24 protein-coding genes are annotated in these 13762 nt (G+C 46.2%); all 24 read right to left on the bottom strand.

The window, feature by feature from the left end; all coding sequences use genetic code 11:
* Positions 1-6 precede the first annotated feature (6 nt).
* The 24 genes from OI18_RS19490 to rpsJ all read right to left on the bottom strand — a co-directional run bounded on the left by OI18_RS19490 (position 7) and on the right by rpsJ (position 13629).
* Positions 7-837, bottom strand: a complete 831-nt coding sequence (locus OI18_RS19490) for a hypothetical protein (RefSeq protein WP_039142920.1) — start codon at positions 835-837, stop codon at positions 7-9.
* Positions 838-931: 94 nt separating this feature from the next.
* Positions 932-1732 (bottom strand): type I methionyl aminopeptidase, encoded by an 801-nt coding sequence (gene map, locus OI18_RS19495; RefSeq protein WP_039142923.1) that lies wholly within the window; start codon positions 1730-1732, stop codon positions 932-934.
* A 129-nt stretch (positions 1733-1861) separates the two neighbouring features.
* The gene (secY, locus tag OI18_RS19500) at positions 1862-3196 is read right to left on the bottom strand and encodes a preprotein translocase subunit SecY (RefSeq protein WP_039142925.1); all 1335 of its coding nucleotides are present in this window, start codon (positions 3194-3196) and stop codon (positions 1862-1864) included.
* 74 nt (positions 3197-3270) lie between these two features.
* Positions 3271-3720 (bottom strand): 50S ribosomal protein L15, encoded by a 450-nt coding sequence (rplO, locus tag OI18_RS19505; protein WP_039142928.1) that lies wholly within the window; start codon positions 3718-3720, stop codon positions 3271-3273.
* A gap of 131 nt (positions 3721-3851) precedes the next feature.
* A complete protein-coding gene (rpmD, locus tag OI18_RS19510) occupies positions 3852-4031 on the bottom strand; it encodes a 50S ribosomal protein L30 (RefSeq protein WP_039142929.1) in 180 nt (59 codons plus the stop codon).
* Positions 4032-4072: 41 nt separating this feature from the next.
* A complete protein-coding gene (rpsE, locus tag OI18_RS19515) occupies positions 4073-4591 on the bottom strand; it encodes a 30S ribosomal protein S5 (RefSeq protein WP_039142931.1) in 519 nt (172 codons plus the stop codon).
* 47 nt (positions 4592-4638) lie between these two features.
* On the bottom strand, positions 4639-4992 hold the full coding sequence (rplR, locus tag OI18_RS19520; protein ID WP_039142934.1) for a 50S ribosomal protein L18: 354 nt from the start codon (positions 4990-4992) through the stop codon (positions 4639-4641).
* 55 nt (positions 4993-5047) lie between these two features.
* On the bottom strand, positions 5048-5602 hold the full coding sequence (gene rplF / locus OI18_RS19525; protein WP_039142937.1) for a 50S ribosomal protein L6: 555 nt from the start codon (positions 5600-5602) through the stop codon (positions 5048-5050).
* Between the two features lie 131 nt (positions 5603-5733).
* Positions 5734-6132 carry a 30S ribosomal protein S8 gene (rpsH, locus tag OI18_RS19530; RefSeq protein ID WP_039142940.1) on the bottom strand — a complete coding sequence of 133 codons (399 nt, stop codon included), beginning with the start codon at positions 6130-6132 and terminating at the stop codon, positions 5734-5736.
* Between the two features lie 69 nt (positions 6133-6201).
* Positions 6202-6471: a 30S ribosomal protein S14 gene (gene rpsN / locus OI18_RS19535; RefSeq protein ID WP_039142943.1), complete on the bottom strand. Its 270-nt coding sequence runs from the start codon at positions 6469-6471 to the stop codon at positions 6202-6204.
* Between the two features lie 27 nt (positions 6472-6498).
* Complete coding sequence (gene rplE / locus OI18_RS19540) at positions 6499-7077, bottom strand: 50S ribosomal protein L5 (RefSeq protein ID WP_039142945.1); 579 nt, start codon at positions 7075-7077, stop codon at positions 6499-6501.
* Positions 7077-7415: a 50S ribosomal protein L24 gene (gene rplX / locus OI18_RS19545; RefSeq protein WP_039142948.1), complete on the bottom strand. Its 339-nt coding sequence runs from the start codon at positions 7413-7415 to the stop codon at positions 7077-7079. Before rplX ends, rplE begins: the two co-directional genes overlap by 1 nt.
* A gap of 70 nt (positions 7416-7485) precedes the next feature.
* Positions 7486-7854 (bottom strand): 50S ribosomal protein L14, encoded by a 369-nt coding sequence (rplN, locus tag OI18_RS19550; RefSeq protein ID WP_039142952.1) that lies wholly within the window; start codon positions 7852-7854, stop codon positions 7486-7488.
* Between the two features lie 41 nt (positions 7855-7895).
* Positions 7896-8153 carry a 30S ribosomal protein S17 gene (rpsQ, locus tag OI18_RS19555; RefSeq protein WP_039142955.1) on the bottom strand — a complete coding sequence of 86 codons (258 nt, stop codon included), beginning with the start codon at positions 8151-8153 and terminating at the stop codon, positions 7896-7898.
* 50 nt (positions 8154-8203) lie between these two features.
* A complete protein-coding gene (gene rpmC, locus OI18_RS19560) occupies positions 8204-8413 on the bottom strand; it encodes a 50S ribosomal protein L29 (RefSeq protein WP_039142956.1) in 210 nt (69 codons plus the stop codon).
* A gap of 30 nt (positions 8414-8443) precedes the next feature.
* Entirely contained in the window at positions 8444-8863 is a 420-nt protein-coding gene (gene rplP, locus OI18_RS19565; protein ID WP_039142958.1) for a 50S ribosomal protein L16, read from the bottom strand.
* An 80-nt stretch (positions 8864-8943) separates the two neighbouring features.
* Entirely contained in the window at positions 8944-9741 is a 798-nt protein-coding gene (gene rpsC / locus OI18_RS19570; RefSeq protein ID WP_039142960.1) for a 30S ribosomal protein S3, read from the bottom strand.
* Between the two features lie 30 nt (positions 9742-9771).
* Positions 9772-10107, bottom strand: coding sequence for a 50S ribosomal protein L22 (rplV, locus tag OI18_RS19575; RefSeq protein WP_039142963.1), 336 nt, complete (start codon positions 10105-10107; stop codon positions 9772-9774).
* Between the two features lie 55 nt (positions 10108-10162).
* A complete protein-coding gene (gene rpsS / locus OI18_RS19580) occupies positions 10163-10432 on the bottom strand; it encodes a 30S ribosomal protein S19 (RefSeq protein ID WP_039142972.1) in 270 nt (89 codons plus the stop codon).
* Between the two features lie 36 nt (positions 10433-10468).
* Positions 10469-11302: a 50S ribosomal protein L2 gene (gene rplB / locus OI18_RS19585; protein WP_039142974.1), complete on the bottom strand. Its 834-nt coding sequence runs from the start codon at positions 11300-11302 to the stop codon at positions 10469-10471.
* 56 nt (positions 11303-11358) lie between these two features.
* Positions 11359-11658, bottom strand: a complete 300-nt coding sequence (gene rplW, locus OI18_RS19590; RefSeq protein ID WP_039142976.1) for a 50S ribosomal protein L23 — start codon at positions 11656-11658, stop codon at positions 11359-11361.
* Positions 11659-11683: 25 nt separating this feature from the next.
* Positions 11684-12319 (bottom strand): 50S ribosomal protein L4, encoded by a 636-nt coding sequence (gene rplD / locus OI18_RS19595; protein WP_039142978.1) that lies wholly within the window; start codon positions 12317-12319, stop codon positions 11684-11686.
* Positions 12320-12339: 20 nt separating this feature from the next.
* A complete protein-coding gene (gene rplC, locus OI18_RS19600; RefSeq protein WP_039142983.1) occupies positions 12340-12957 on the bottom strand; it encodes a 50S ribosomal protein L3 in 618 nt (205 codons plus the stop codon).
* A gap of 366 nt (positions 12958-13323) precedes the next feature.
* On the bottom strand, positions 13324-13629 hold the full coding sequence (rpsJ, locus tag OI18_RS19605) for a 30S ribosomal protein S10 (protein ID WP_039142986.1): 306 nt from the start codon (positions 13627-13629) through the stop codon (positions 13324-13326).
* Positions 13630-13762: the final 133 nt, after the last annotated feature.

A 13762-nucleotide genomic window follows, 5' to 3' on the forward strand; every position in this document is an offset into this window, starting at 1 on the left:
GCAAATTTACTCGTAATCCAGCCATTTCCCGTTCCAGGTAAACCCCGGGATCTGGAAATAATGCAATCGCCATTCTTCGCCTAGAGTACCACAACAAAATTTACATTCACCCTCAAACCATTGCTCACTTCCGTCAGGAAAGGTTGCCATGTATCTCATTTCACCAAGCGCATAACCCATACCGAAAAGTTCATCCGTCCATTTAACCTCTATACTATGAAGATTGTATTCGAGAGATTGGACAGAAGAGAATTTACCTGCTTCCAGAATCATGTGCCGGATCAGCGATTCCTGGGTTACCATGTTCCCTCCCGGTTGCACAGGGTGTTCTTCAATTAATTCTTTCGGATTCCGCCATTGTAATTTTTCCCAGCCATACAGGAAAGACATTATCACTCCCCTTATGTCTTCCTCCGGTTCAAAATGAAAATCTTCATAACAGAAAATTCCGACCATTCCGGGCATGCGGACATCCTGCATTTCGAAAGGAAACAGTTCTTCTGTTATGAACTTATACATGTGCCGGGGAGGGTAATCACGAATGCTGACAAGAGACAGATCATTTCCTTCGAGGACCGCATAAAGTTTTTCAAGTTCCGCGTCAATTGCGTCATCCGCAATCTCATCCGAATGAGGAACCAGGGGCCGGCCAACAAAGTCAAACACCGAAATGAGCGGGGCCTCTCGCTCCATTTCTTCGACCTTGCGAACCATTTTGAGAAAATTGTTTTCGACCTCCGGAGGAATGTCGGCGAAATCCATGAATTCAGCGCCAAACTCAGCCTGCATGGCAAGTTTTAAAATGTCATTTTCGATGCGCAGTTGTGCATTGTCCATAAGTTCTGTTTTTTGGTAACAATGCAAACATGGAAAAAAAATAATTGCTGGTCAGGAGTGAAAACACCCTTTATGCGCAGGCCATTAAGGCGACTCAATAGGCGTCGTAAAGGTTGGCGTTTTTCTTTTCTTCCGCTTCGATTTCTTCAAAGGAGGAAAGTACATCGGCCTTGCCTTTGCGGACACAAATAGTATGCTCGTAGTGAGCGGCAGGCTTGCCATCCTTGGTCTTGACAGTCCACCCGTCTTCTTCATACCATACTTCTTTCACGCCCATATTGATCATCGGTTCAATTGCAATTACAAGCCCGTTCTGCAACTTGGGGCCGCTGCCTCTTTTGCCGAAATTGGGAACCTGGGGATCTTCATGCAGCTTACGGCCAAGGCCATGACCAACCAGTTCGCGAACCACGCCATATTTGTGTTTCTTCTCGGCATAATCCTGGATGGCAAAGGAAATATCACCAACACGGTTTCCAGCAACCGCTTTTTCAATTCCGAATTGCAACGAATCCTTGGTAACCCGCAGGAGCCGCTTTACTTCATCATCAATTTCACCGATTGCGAATGTGTATGCACTATCGCCATGGAACCCGTTTTTAAACACGCCAACATCCACAGAAACGATATCACCATCCTTTAGGGGAACGTCATTGGGAAAGCCATGGACTACAGCATCATTTACACTGATACAGCAGGTGAACGGGTAACCTTTGTAATTCTTGAACGAGGGGGTCGCCTGGTGATCGAGGATGAACTGTTCCGCAAGAGCATCCACCTGCAGGGTGGTCATTCCCGGTTTAAGTGCCCGGGCTACTTCTGCCAGTGTCTTACTTACGAGCAGGGCGCTTTCGCGCATCAATTCAACTTCGGTGGACGTTTTATAATAAACCATGAGTAAATGTGAAAAGCAAAATTATTAATTAAATGTTTCACGCAATCGGCCAGGTCATATTGCAGATAACATAAAAAACCCGGCAAAGTTAAGGTTTTGCCGGGTTTGCAGTATCATCAGAGATGAATGTTAGATTGTTGTTGTGGAAACAGCCTGGCGTCCCTGGATGCGTCCGCTCTTCATGAGACCATCATACTGGCGCATCAGCAACTGTGTTTCGATCTGCTGAAGCGTATCGAGGATTACACCAACCATGATGAGAAGGGATGTACCACCAAAGAAGGAAGCAAATCCTTGTGTGATGCCTACACGCTGTGCGAATCCCGGAAGGATACCAACTACAGCAAGCAGTACCGCACCTGGAAGGGTGATCCTGTCCATTACCGCACCAATATAATCAGCTGTCGGCTGACCCGGTTTAACGCCGGGGATAAACCCATTGTTCCGTTTCAGGTCTTCAGCAATCTGCTTGGGGTTAAAGATAAGGGCAGTATAAAGGAAGGTGAAAGCAATTACGATCACTGCGTAGATCACCATATGCCATGCATCGCGTGGATCAGAGAAGATCTTGGCAATTCCCTGGCCAGACTCAAAGCTTGTATAAGAGAACAATGTCGGCAGGAACATGATCGCCTGCGCGAAGATGATTGGCATAACACCTGCTCCGTTCACTTTAAGGGGAAGGAACTGGCGTGCACCACCGAACTGTTTGTTACCGATAATCTGCTTTGCGTATTGCACCGGGATCTTACGTACACCCTGAACCAGGATGATAAGTCCCATGATGATTGCAACCAGCACTGCGATTTCAATGATGAAGATAAGGAGACCACCACCACCGCGGTTGCTCTTTGCCGCCCATTCCTGGATGGCTGACTGCGGCAGACGGGCAAGGATACCCACCATGATGATCAGTGAAGTACCGTTACCGAGACCTTTGTCAGTGATCTTTTCACCGAGCCACATCACGAACAGTGTACCTGCTGTAAGAACAATAGTAGTTGACAACCAGAAAAACGGAGCATAGCTTTCAAGCATTGCTGCGCTGTTTACCTGGCGAAGGTAGGCGACATAAGCACCTGCCTGTACTGCGGTAACAGCAACAGTCAGGTAACGGGTCCATTGGTTGATCTTTTTTCTGCCGCTTTCTCCTTCCTTCTGCACTTTCTGCATCTGCGGAACCAGGATGGTCATCAGCTGCATGAAAATCGAAGCGGAGATGTAAGGCATGATACCAAGGGCAAAAATGGATGCCTGTGAAAATGCTCCCCCGGCAAATGCGTCGATCAGTCCGAGCGCGCCGGATTTAGCGCTGGTCAGGTCAATTTTGGATGGATCGAGACCGGGCAGTACGATATGTGCACCGATACGATAAATGAGAATAAGCAGCAGTGTAGTTATGATTTTACTCCGTAACTCCTCAATGCTCCAGATATTCTTCAGCGTCTGAATTAATTTCTTCACGGGTTTTCTGAAATTTTATTGAGCCTCAAAAAAAAAGACGCATTTCACCAATGCGTCCGGCAAGATAAGAAAAATTACTTCACAATTTCAATGGTTCCACCCGCAGCTTCGATAGCAGATTTTGCCTTGTCGCTGACAGCGTTCACTTTGAATGTAAGTTTTGATTTCAGTTCTCCGTTACCCAGGATCTTCACGTTATCGGTCTGGCTAATCAAACCATTGATATACAGATTCTCCAGGCTGAATTCGGTAATTCCGTACTTTTCTGCGAGCTGCTCGATCTGGCCGAGGTTAAATACGCGGTATTCAACACGGTTGATATTGTTAAATCCACGCTTGGGGATACGACGCTGGATTGGCATCTGTCCACCTTCGTGAGCTCTTTTGCTGGAATAACCTGCGCGGCTCTGACCACCTTTGTTACCTTTTGTAGATGTACCACCCTTACCGGATGCTTCACCACGACCTAAACGTTTTTCCTTATGAGTTGCGCCTGATGCAGGCTGAAGATTGTGCAGTTTCATTATTTCCTGATTTTTGACTTAACGGGGAATCACCCCTCGCGATTAAATTATTTGTTGACCTGCGATTAGTTGATAAGTGAATAAGTCAATAGGTGAATAAGAACTACTCACCTATTGAATCATTAATTTATTCAGATCTCTTCAACTTTCACCAGGTGTTCTACGGTGCGAACCATTCCGAGGATCTGCGCAGTTGCTTCAACCTCTTTGGAAGCGTTCATTTTCTTAAGACCGAGCGCTTTCAGCGTAAGCTTCTGGCGTTCCGGCCTGTCAATAGCACTCTTAACTTGTGTGATCTTGATCTTTTTCATTGCGATATATTTCTTGTTAACAGGTTATTGATGTTAACAGATTATCCATTAAATACTTTCTTCAATCCAACCGTGCGGGTCTTCGCAACCTGGATAGGTTCACGCAAAGTAGCAAGTGCCTTAACGGTTGCCTTCACCACGTTGTGCGGGTTAGCAGAACCGAGGCTCTTTGCAAGAACGTCTGTGATACCAGCGCTCTCCAGAACAGCACGCATGCTGCCTCCGGCGATTACACCCGTACCGTGTGCAGCAGGCTTGATGAGTACTTTAGCAGCACCTTCTTTGGCCAGCTGGTCGTGAGGAATGGTACCGTGCATAACAGGAACCTTGATCAGGTTCTTCTTAGCATCTTCGATACCCTTGGTGATAGCTTCCTGCACTTCTTTTGCCTTACCGAGTCCGTGACCGACAACGCCATTTTCGTTACCAACCACTACCAGAGCAGAAAAGCTGAATGCACGTCCACCCTTCGTAGTTTTTACCACGCGGTTGATGGCAACCACTTTCTCCTTCAGTTCCAGGTCACCTGCTTTAACTCTGTTTAAAATTGATTTTGCCATTTATTGCAGAAATTAAGATGTGTTATTATTGATGATTGTAAAAGGAATTAGAATTGAAGACCTCCTTCGCGGGCGCCATCAGCAACAGCCTTAACGCGACCATGATAAAGGTTTCCTCCACGATCAAATACTACAGAATTGAAACCGAGATCACCTGCTTTGCGTGCGATAACAGCACCAACCAGCTTACTCTTTTCTGACTTAGTACCTTTTTGAGCCAGGATGTCCTTATCGCGGGTTGAGGCCGCTGCAAGGGTAACACCGTTTACATCATCGATCAGCTGAACATACGTTTCAGCATTGCTGCGGAATACGGCAAGACGTGGTTTTCCCGCAGTTCCGGCAATTTTCTTGCGGATACGGTACTTGATCTTTTGTCTCCTGATAGCTTTCGTTTCCATTATATTCTGTTTTATATTCCCGATACTGCCGGGAACAATCTGTTATTACAATTTATTATTTACCAGCTGACTTACCTGCTTTCTTACGAACCACTTCACCAACAAAGCGAACACCTTTTCCTTTGTATGGCTCAGGCTTACGCAGGCTGCGGATCTTTGCAGCTACCTGGCCCAGCAGTTGTTTGTCTGAACTTTCCAGGATGATCTTGGGGTTCTGACCTTTTTCAGTAAGCGTGGCAACTTTCAGTTCCTTGGGAATTTCGAAAATAATATTGTGGGAATAACCAAGAGCGAGGTCGAGGGTATTACCGGTATTGGCGGCTTTGAAACCCACACCCACCAGTTCCATCTCAGCCTTGAAACCATCGGTTACGCCTTTAACAAGATTGGCAACCAGGGCACGGTAAAGACCGTGCATAGCGCGGTGACGGATCTGGTCTGTCGGACGGTTGATCACTACTTCACTATCTTTTACTTCAACAGTGATATCGCGATCGATCGCCTGCTTCAGTTCGCCTTTAGGGCCTTTTATGGTAATCACATTATCCTTTCCAACAGTAACGGTAACTCCTGCGGGAACTGTAACGGGCTTTTTACCTATACGTGACATACAAAATAAGTTTTGATGTTTTATTATTTGTTTGAGGTTGAGATCGGTCAGCCGGGTATAGGACGACTTAATGTATCAGCAACCCGTTTATATATCGATTGCGCAATGTTGCCATTGCGCAATTAATGCTCTTAGTAAATATAACAAAGCACCTCACCGCCTACATTCTGCGATTTGGCTTCCTTATCGGTCATCACACCTTTTGAAGTAGAGATGATTGCTACACCGAGACCATTCTTCACACGTGTGAAGTCAGCCGGCTTTGCATACTGGCGCAGACCCGGACGGCTAACCCTTTCCAGAGACTGGATAGCAGGTTGCTTGGTGGACGGATCATACTTCAGGGCGATTTTGATGAGACCTTGCTTATTGTCTTCCTCGAACTTGTACTTCAGGATATAACCTTTATCGTACAGGATCTCGGTGATGCGCTTCTTCAGGTTTGAAGCGGGGATTTCTACGATTCGGTGTCCTGCCATCTGTGCATTACGGAGGCGGGTCAGAAAGTCTGCTATAGGATCAGTAACCATTGCTGTAAATGAGTTGTTTTAAAATGTGTTTACAATGCGATATCCTACCTGATATCAACAAGTATAGAATTACCAGCTGGCTTTTCTTACGCCGGGAATCTTACCAGCAAGTGCCATGTCGCGGAACATAACCCTGGAAAGACCGAAATAGCGCATATAACCTTTCGGACGACCAGTAAGCTGGCAACGATTTTTCAGACGAACAGGGGAAGCGTTGCGGGGAAGGGAATCCAATGCCTGGAAGTCGCCTGCAGCTTTCAAAGCAGCACGCTTCTCAGCATACCTTGCTACTAATGCTTCTCTTTTCCTTTGTCTGGCTTCTACCGATTTTTTAGCCATTGTTTTATTTAATTAAAAAGTAATTTATTAAGCGTTTTCACCTTTCTTAATGTTGCGGAAGGGCATGCCGAGCTCTTTCAGGAGTTCGTAAGCTTCTTCGTTAGTGTTCGCAGTTGTAACGAAGGTGATGTCGAGACCAGTGATCTTATTTACCTTGTCGATGTCGATCTCAGGGAAAATGATCTGCTCGGTAACACCCAGTGTGTAGTTACCACGGCCGTCGAAAGCTTTTTCGCTTACGCCTTTGAAATCACGTACGCGGGGCAGTGACACGGCGATCAGGCGGTCCAGGAATTCATACATCTTCTCACCGCGGAGGGTAACACGCGCACCGATGGGCATGTTCTTACGCAGTTTGAAGTTGGAGATATCCTTCTTCGACATAGTAGCAACGGCTTTCTGACCGGTAATGGTAGTCAGCTCATCTACAGCGATATCCACCAGTTTCTTATCTGCAACGGCACCATTAACGCCACGGTTGAGGCAGATCTTGGTCAGCCTGGGGGCCTGCATAACAGTGCTGTAGGCAAATTTTTTCATTAAGGCAGGTACAACTTCTTTCTTGTACTTGTCTGCCAGACGCGGAGAATATTTAACGGTACTCATTACTTAATTACCTCCCCTGATTTTTTTGATACACGAACTAGCTTACCTTCTTCACGGGTACGCTTAACCTTGGTAGCAGCACCAGCTTTAGCATCCCACAACATAATGTTGGAGATATTGATGGAGGCTTCCTTCTTGACAATACCACCTTTGGTATTCTGGGCAGAAGGTTTTGTGTGCTTGGTGACGATATTCACGCCTTCAACAACCACACGGCCTTTGTCAACGATCACTTCCAAAACCTTACGTGGTTTTTTCAGGTCTTTATCATCGCCGGCAATTATTACCACCGTGTCGCCCTTTTTAATGTTGTATTTCGCTTTGAATCTTGTGCTCATGTAGATTCTGTTTATCTATTTTTCACTTTTGTTTCCAGCCCGTGCACCCAATCGGGGCGCAAAGGTACGATTATAATACTTCCGGAGCAAGAGAAATAATCTTCATATATCCCTTGTCGCGCAGTTCCCTGGCAACTGGCCCGAAAATACGTGTACCGCGTGGTTCATCCGAGTTGTTCAACAACACTACGGCGTTGTCATCGAAACGGATGTAAGAGCCGTCTTTGCGGCGGAGTTTGTTCTTGGTACGAACGATTACCGCTTTAGTTACGGTACCTTTTTTAATACCGCCTGCAGGAATGGCATCTTTAACAGTTACCACGATCTTGTCGCCAATTTTGGCATAATCCTGCCCGCTGTTACCCAGCACGCGGATAACCAGTACCTCTTTGGCTCCACTGTTATCAGCTACATTCAATCTGCTTTCTTGCTGAATCATCTTAAATTAGTTTAGTCAATTAGTAATGTAAAACAGAGGGATTACTTCACTTTTTCCAGCACTTCCACCAGTCTCCAGCGCTTTGTTTTGCTGAGGGGACGGGTTTCCATGATGCGCACCATATCTCCGATGCTGCACTCGTTCTTTTCGTCGTGTGCATGGAACTTGGTGGTTTTCTTCACGAACTTACCGTAGATAGGGTGTTTTACTCTTCTTTCCACAGTAATAGTGATGGTCTTTTCCATTTTATTACTGATTACCACCCCGATCCTTGTTTTACGCAAATTTCTTTCAGCCATTGTTATTCGTTTTAGCTTATTCGCTTGTTGTGTAAAGCTGGTTACTGCAATCAGGCAGTAGCCAGTTTTTTGGTTAATTCCGTTTTCAGGCGGGAAACATCCCTGCGCAGGTCGCGGATGCTCATGGGATTCTCCAGCGGAGTGATCGCATGGGCGAATTCCAGCTTCTTCAGACGCATTTCATCCTCCTGGATACGCGCCTTCAGATCAGCCACACTCATGTCTTTCAGGCTCTTAACGAAATCGATTTTCTTTGACATCGTATACTCGATTTTTGTTTTTAAGGAATGTTATGACTGCAGCTCCCTGCGAACCACAAACTTAGTTTTGATCGGCAGCTTTTGTGCAGCCAGTTCCATTGCTTCTTTGGCAACTTCTTCTGTCACACCATCGCATTCAAACAAAATGCGACCTGGTTTTACCACGGCAGCCCAATGGTCAGGGTTACCTTTACCTTTACCCATCCTTACTTCGGCTGGCTTCCGGGTAACTATTTTATCAGGGAAAATACGGATCCAGACATTTCCTTCACGCTTCATGGAACGTGTCATTGCCTGACGGGCACTTTCGATCTGGCGATCGGTCATCCATACTGTTTCCAGCGCCTTCAGACCGAATGAACCAAATGACAGGTTAGTACCGCGCTTTGCATCGCCCTTTACAGGCATCTTCTGCATTTTCCTGTGCTTCGTTCTTTTAGGTTGTAACATCTTTAATCAATTTGGAAATTTGAAAATGTGAAAATGTGAATCTTGACATCCGCACATTTTCATCTTTGCACATTATTAATTTAATTTCTACGGTCCCTTCTGTCTCCTGCTCCACGGCCACCACGGTCGCCTCCTCCTCTCCTGTCGCCACCACCACGGTGATCACGACGGTCATCATCACGGCGCTCACGACGGTCGCTCAGGCCACCTTCTTTACCACCGATGAAGTTGGGGTTCAGGTCACGCTTGGCAAGTACTTCACCTTTACAGATCCATACTTTGATACCGATCTTACCATATACGGTAAGGGCAAACACGTTTGCGTAATCGATGTCCATACGGAGAGTATGCAGCGGGGTACGACCCTGCTTAATCTCTTCAGTACGGGCAATCTCGGCACCACCCAGACGGCCGCTCACCTTGATTTTGATTCCTTCTGCTCCCATACGGAGTGCAGAGGCGATCGCCATCTTGATAGCACGCTTATAGTTGATACGGTTTTCGATCTGCTTGGCAATTGTATCTCCAACAATGTTGGCATCAAGCTCCGGGCGACGGATCTCCAGGATGTTGATCTGGACATCATCCTTACCGGTCAGCTTCTTCAGCTCTTCCTTAATACGATCAACCTCATTACCACCTTTTCCTATGATGATACCAGGCTTGGAAGTATGGATGGTAACGATCAGTTTACCAAGCGTACGCTCGATAACGATCTTGGAGATACCTCCCTTATTAATTCGCGCGTTGAGGTAAGTGCGGATCTTATGATCTTCGATCAGCTTGGTGGAGTAATCCTTCTTACTGCCAAACCAGTTGCTTTCCCAACCGCGGATGATTCCCAACCTTGCACCAATAGGATTTGTTTTCTGACCCATTTGTTTGGTATATTAAGTTTATCGATTGAATTATTTAGAATCTACAACTACTGTTACGTGATTGCTGCGCTTGCGGACGCGATAACCACGACCCTGCGGAGCGGGACGCATACGCTTAAGCGTTCTTGCGCCATCAACGAAAATGGTCTTTACCACCAGGGTGGTCTCATCGCCACCTTCATTTGCCTGCTTCCAGTTGCTGATTGCACTTACAACCAGTTTACGGAGGGGAACGGCCGGGTGCTTGGCATTGTGCTCGAGCACCGCCAGCGCCTTCTCAACTTCCATTCCACGCACCAGGTCAGCCAGCAAACGCATCTTTCTGGGTGATGTGGGGTAATTTTTCAGTTTTGCTACTGCTTCCATGTTTATAAGATTCTTTCATCCACCGAAGCTTTAACGTAGGTGGATTATTTATTAATTACATTTTTTTACTTGAGTGTCCCTTGAAGTTGCGGGTAGGAGCAAATTCTCCCAGCTTGTGACCCACCATGAACTCCGTTACATATACCGGGATGAACTTGTTACCATTGTGCACGGCAAAAGTGTGACCCACGAAATCAGGAGTGATGGTAGAGCGGCGGCTCCATGTTTTGATAACACCTTTCTTGGATTTACCGTCGGTCATATCCAAAACCTTCTGCTCCAGTTTTACGTCTACGTAAGGACCTTTTTTAATTGAACGAGCCATATCTAAATTTTAGCTTGTAGATTGATGATTGATGATTTAGGCTAACTTCTTACCATTCTTGCGTTGGATAATCAGTTTATCAGAACCTTTATGCTTACGTGTCTTCAGACCTTTTGCATACTTACCGGTCCTGCTTCTCGGATGACCTCCGGATGCCCTACCTTCACCACCACCCATCGGGTGATCAACAGGGTTCATGGCCACACCACGGTTACGCGGCTTGATACCTTTCCAGCGGTTCCTACCAGCCTTACCCATGCTCTGCAGGCTGTGATCGCTGTTGGAAGCAACACCAACTGTAGCATAGCAGTTGATCAGCACTTTCCTCAGTTCCCCTGAAGGCATTTTCAATACAGCATATTTTTCTTCCTTGTTGCTCAGCTGTGCAGAAGTACCTGCGCTACGCGCGATCTTTCCACCCTGGCCAGGCTGCATTTCGATGTTGTGAACAACAGTACCGAGAGGCATGTTCTTCAGCATCAGGGCGTTACCAAGCTCAGGAGCTACGGCATCACCACTGAGAACTTCAGTGCCTACCTGCAGGCCCTGCGGAGCAATGATATATCTCTTCTCACCATCTGCATAATTCAGCAGCGCGATGAATGCAGAACGGTTCGGATCGTACTCGATAGAAGCAACCTTTGCAGGAATGTCTTTCTTGTTACGCTTGAAATCAACAATACGGTACTGCTTGGCATGACCGCCACCAATGTAGCGCATGCTCCTGCGGCCCTGGGCGTTACGGCCACCGGTACCGTTCTTTTTCTCAAGCAGGCTTTTTTCCGGAGTATCTGTTGTGATCTCCGCGTACGCGTTCCCGATTCTCCAACGCGTTCCCGCCGTCATCGGCTTATACTTTCTTAATGCCATCTTTATTTGATTTTACTGCGAACTTCTCAGCGTCGCTTACTTTAATGTTGTGTTGATTAAACTGCTCCGTACAGATCAATTGTTTCTCCTTCTGCAACCGTTACCAGTGCCTTCTTAAAGGCTGGCTTACGGCCCTGGATAAAACCTGCTTTTGTAAAGCGGGTCTTGTTCTTTCCGGGAATCACAGAAGTATTCACGTCCACAACAGTAACACCGTAAAATGTTTCTATTGCTTTCTTGATCTCCAGCTTGTTTGCCTTCCTGTTAACCTTGAAAGCAAAGCGGCGCAGGCTTTCCTGCTGGGAGTTTGCCTTCTCAGTCAAAATCGGCTTTATCAGAATTTCAGAAAGTTTCATTTCTTACTTTTTATTAATGTGATGATTATGCGTTTTCTTCTTCTGTTTCAGTGAAAACCTTTGCTACGCTTTCACTCAGTATCAGCACCTGTGCATTAACGATATCGAAAGTATTCATATCGCTCAGCACTGTTCCCGCTACTGAAGGGATGTTGCGAAGGCTCAGGTAAACGTTCTCACCATTTTCAGGAAGAACGAACAGGGTTTTCTTACCGGCAATGTTCAGCGCTTTCAGAACACCAGTGAAAGTTTTGGTCTTAGGCGTTTCAATCGCCAGGTCCTCAACGATCACAATTGCATTTTCTTTCGCCTTATAAGCAAGAGCCGACATTTTAGCCAGGTCCTTCACTTTACGGTTCAGCTTGAAGCTGTAATCACGCGGCTTGGGTCCGAAGATGGTACCACCACCTTTATACAGGGGGTTACGCAGGTTACCTTTACGGGAACCACCGGTACCTTTCTGGCGGTGCAGCTTACGGCTGGCACCCTTAACTTCCATCCGGGTCTTAACTTTATGTGTACCCTGGCGCTGTGCAGCCAGGTATTGCTTTACAGAAAGATAGATCACGTGATCGTTCGGCTCTACACCGAAGATCTCTTCCGGTAACTCAATGGTTCTTCCGGTTTTCTTTCCTTGTATATCTAATACATCTACTTGCATCGTACTTCAGATTAAATGGTTTACTTCTGGATAAAAACGATAGAACCAATATGGCCCGGAACGGATCCGCTAACCAGGATATAATTTTTATCAGGGAATACTTTCAGGATTTTCAGGCCCTTCATCTTCACCCGCTCATTACCCATACGGCCGGCCATGCGCATGCCCTTCATAACGCGTGATGCGTCAGAAGAGTTACCCAGAGAACCTGGAGCACGCTGACGGTCGTGCTGACCGTGAGATGCTTCACCGACACCACTGAATCCATGGCGCTTTACAACACCCTGGAAACCTTTACCCTTGGTATTACCTACCACATCAACTTTATCGCCTTCAGCGAAAATTTCTGCAGTTACAGTTTCCCCAAGTGCTTTTTCTATTGAGAAATCGCGGAATTCTTTTACAAAACGTTTGGCAGCAGTCTGTGCCTTTGAGAAGTGATTTGTTTCGGCTTTTGTAGCGTGTTTTTCTTTTTTGTCGCCGAATGCGAGTTGAAGTGCATCGTACCCGTCAGACTCTTTGGTCTTTACCTGGGTAACTACACATGGACCAGCTTCAATGATGGTGCAGGCCGTTTGCCTTCCATCGGGACTGAAGATGCTGGTCATCCCAATCTTTTTTCCAATAATTCCTTTCATTTAATTACCATTTGCGCCGCATGGTTAAAAGGACAATCCAACTGTCTGCCTTTGCTGGCAGTTGATTGATGGACTTCAATCCCCGTTTGCTATTGACCTTTTCCGTTTGTACCCCCCGAAGCTTCAGCGTAGGAGGTGGTTTAAATCCACCTTCGCTAAAGCGCTTCGGTGGACGATGGAAGTACCAATAGTAAACAAACCCTGAACGGCTTGTTCATATTTACTTTTACTAATTAATGGATGACAAAGGATTTCTCAAAGGATTTGCCTTCTCACCCAACCCCAGCGCTCTTTTCTCCCGCATGAACGGAATTGAGAGTTAGGGCAGTTATTTATAAGAACTAATTTCGTTTTTCAGCGAACCTGTTACGCTTTGATCTCCACTTCTACTCCTGAAGGCAGGTCCAGTTTGCTCAGTGCATCTACAGTCCTTGAAGAGGAAGTGTAGATATCCAGCAGGCGCTTGTGCGTGCAAAGCTGGAATTGTTCACGGGCCTTCTTGTTCACGTGGGGAGAGCGCAGTACGGTGAAAATCTTCTTCTGGGTGGGTAAGGGAATAGGACCTGTTACCACCGCACCGGTGCTACGTACTGTTTTAACGATCTTCTCGGCAGATTTGTCTACCAGGTTGTGATCGTAAGACTGCAATTTTATTCTGATTCGCTGTGACATACCTATTATCCCAAATATTTAATTGGGAGTGCAAAGGTAACGGTAGTTTTGTTTTTTCCAAAAAATTATGAGGGAAAAGTAAAAATTTTAAAGGGAAAAGTAAAAAAGATGCCCGTGGATGGTGTGTTTCACG

Origin of the sequence: Flavihumibacter solisilvae (assembly GCF_000814475.1) — a bacterium.
GTDB classification, from domain to species: domain Bacteria; phylum Bacteroidota; class Bacteroidia; order Chitinophagales; family Chitinophagaceae; genus Flavihumibacter; species Flavihumibacter solisilvae.

What these genes read in the sequence shown, in the direction of transcription:
- OI18_RS19490 (WP_039142920.1), bottom strand. Translation starts at nt 837, where the DNA reads ATGGACAATGCACAACTGCGCATCGAAAATGACATTTTAAAACTTGCC.
- map (WP_039142923.1), bottom strand. Translation starts at nt 1,732, where the DNA reads ATGGTTTATTATAAAACGTCCACCGAAGTTGAATTGATGCGCGAAAGC.
- rplO (WP_039142928.1), bottom strand. Translation starts at nt 3,720, where the DNA reads ATGAAACTGCACAATCTTCAGCCTGCATCAGGCGCAACTCATAAGGAA.
- rpmD (WP_039142929.1), bottom strand. Translation starts at nt 4,031, where the DNA reads ATGAAAAAGATCAAGATCACACAAGTTAAGAGTGCTATTGACAGGCCG.
- rpsE (WP_039142931.1), bottom strand. Translation starts at nt 4,591, where the DNA reads ATGGCAAAATCAATTTTAAACAGAGTTAAAGCAGGTGACCTGGAACTG.
- rplR (WP_039142934.1), bottom strand. Translation starts at nt 4,992, where the DNA reads ATGGAAACGAAAGCTATCAGGAGACAAAAGATCAAGTACCGTATCCGC.
- rplF (WP_039142937.1), bottom strand. Translation starts at nt 5,602, where the DNA reads ATGTCACGTATAGGTAAAAAGCCCGTTACAGTTCCCGCAGGAGTTACC.
- rpsH (WP_039142940.1), bottom strand. Translation starts at nt 6,132, where the DNA reads ATGGTTACTGATCCTATAGCAGACTTTCTGACCCGCCTCCGTAATGCA.
- rpsN (WP_039142943.1), bottom strand. Translation starts at nt 6,471, where the DNA reads ATGGCTAAAAAATCGGTAGAAGCCAGACAAAGGAAAAGAGAAGCATTA.
- rplE (WP_039142945.1), bottom strand. Translation starts at nt 7,077, where the DNA reads ATGAGTACCGTTAAATATTCTCCGCGTCTGGCAGACAAGTACAAGAAA.
- rplX (WP_039142948.1), bottom strand. Translation starts at nt 7,415, where the DNA reads ATGAGCACAAGATTCAAAGCGAAATACAACATTAAAAAGGGCGACACG.
- rplN (WP_039142952.1), bottom strand. Translation starts at nt 7,854, where the DNA reads ATGATTCAGCAAGAAAGCAGATTGAATGTAGCTGATAACAGTGGAGCC.
- rpsQ (WP_039142955.1), bottom strand. Translation starts at nt 8,153, where the DNA reads ATGGCTGAAAGAAATTTGCGTAAAACAAGGATCGGGGTGGTAATCAGT.
- rpmC (WP_039142956.1), bottom strand. Translation starts at nt 8,413, where the DNA reads ATGTCAAAGAAAATCGATTTCGTTAAGAGCCTGAAAGACATGAGTGTG.
- rplP (WP_039142958.1), bottom strand. Translation starts at nt 8,863, where the DNA reads ATGTTACAACCTAAAAGAACGAAGCACAGGAAAATGCAGAAGATGCCT.
- rpsC (WP_039142960.1), bottom strand. Translation starts at nt 9,741, where the DNA reads ATGGGTCAGAAAACAAATCCTATTGGTGCAAGGTTGGGAATCATCCGC.
- rplV (WP_039142963.1), bottom strand. Translation starts at nt 10,107, where the DNA reads ATGGAAGCAGTAGCAAAACTGAAAAATTACCCCACATCACCCAGAAAG.
- rpsS (WP_039142972.1), bottom strand. Translation starts at nt 10,432, where the DNA reads ATGGCTCGTTCAATTAAAAAAGGTCCTTACGTAGACGTAAAACTGGAG.
- rplB (WP_039142974.1), bottom strand. Translation starts at nt 11,302, where the DNA reads ATGGCATTAAGAAAGTATAAGCCGATGACGGCGGGAACGCGTTGGAGA.
- rplW (WP_039142976.1), bottom strand. Translation starts at nt 11,658, where the DNA reads ATGAAACTTTCTGAAATTCTGATAAAGCCGATTTTGACTGAGAAGGCA.
- rplD (WP_039142978.1), bottom strand. Translation starts at nt 12,319, where the DNA reads ATGCAAGTAGATGTATTAGATATACAAGGAAAGAAAACCGGAAGAACC.
- rplC (WP_039142983.1), bottom strand. Translation starts at nt 12,957, where the DNA reads ATGAAAGGAATTATTGGAAAAAAGATTGGGATGACCAGCATCTTCAGT.
- rpsJ (WP_039142986.1), bottom strand. Translation starts at nt 13,629, where the DNA reads ATGTCACAGCGAATCAGAATAAAATTGCAGTCTTACGATCACAACCTG.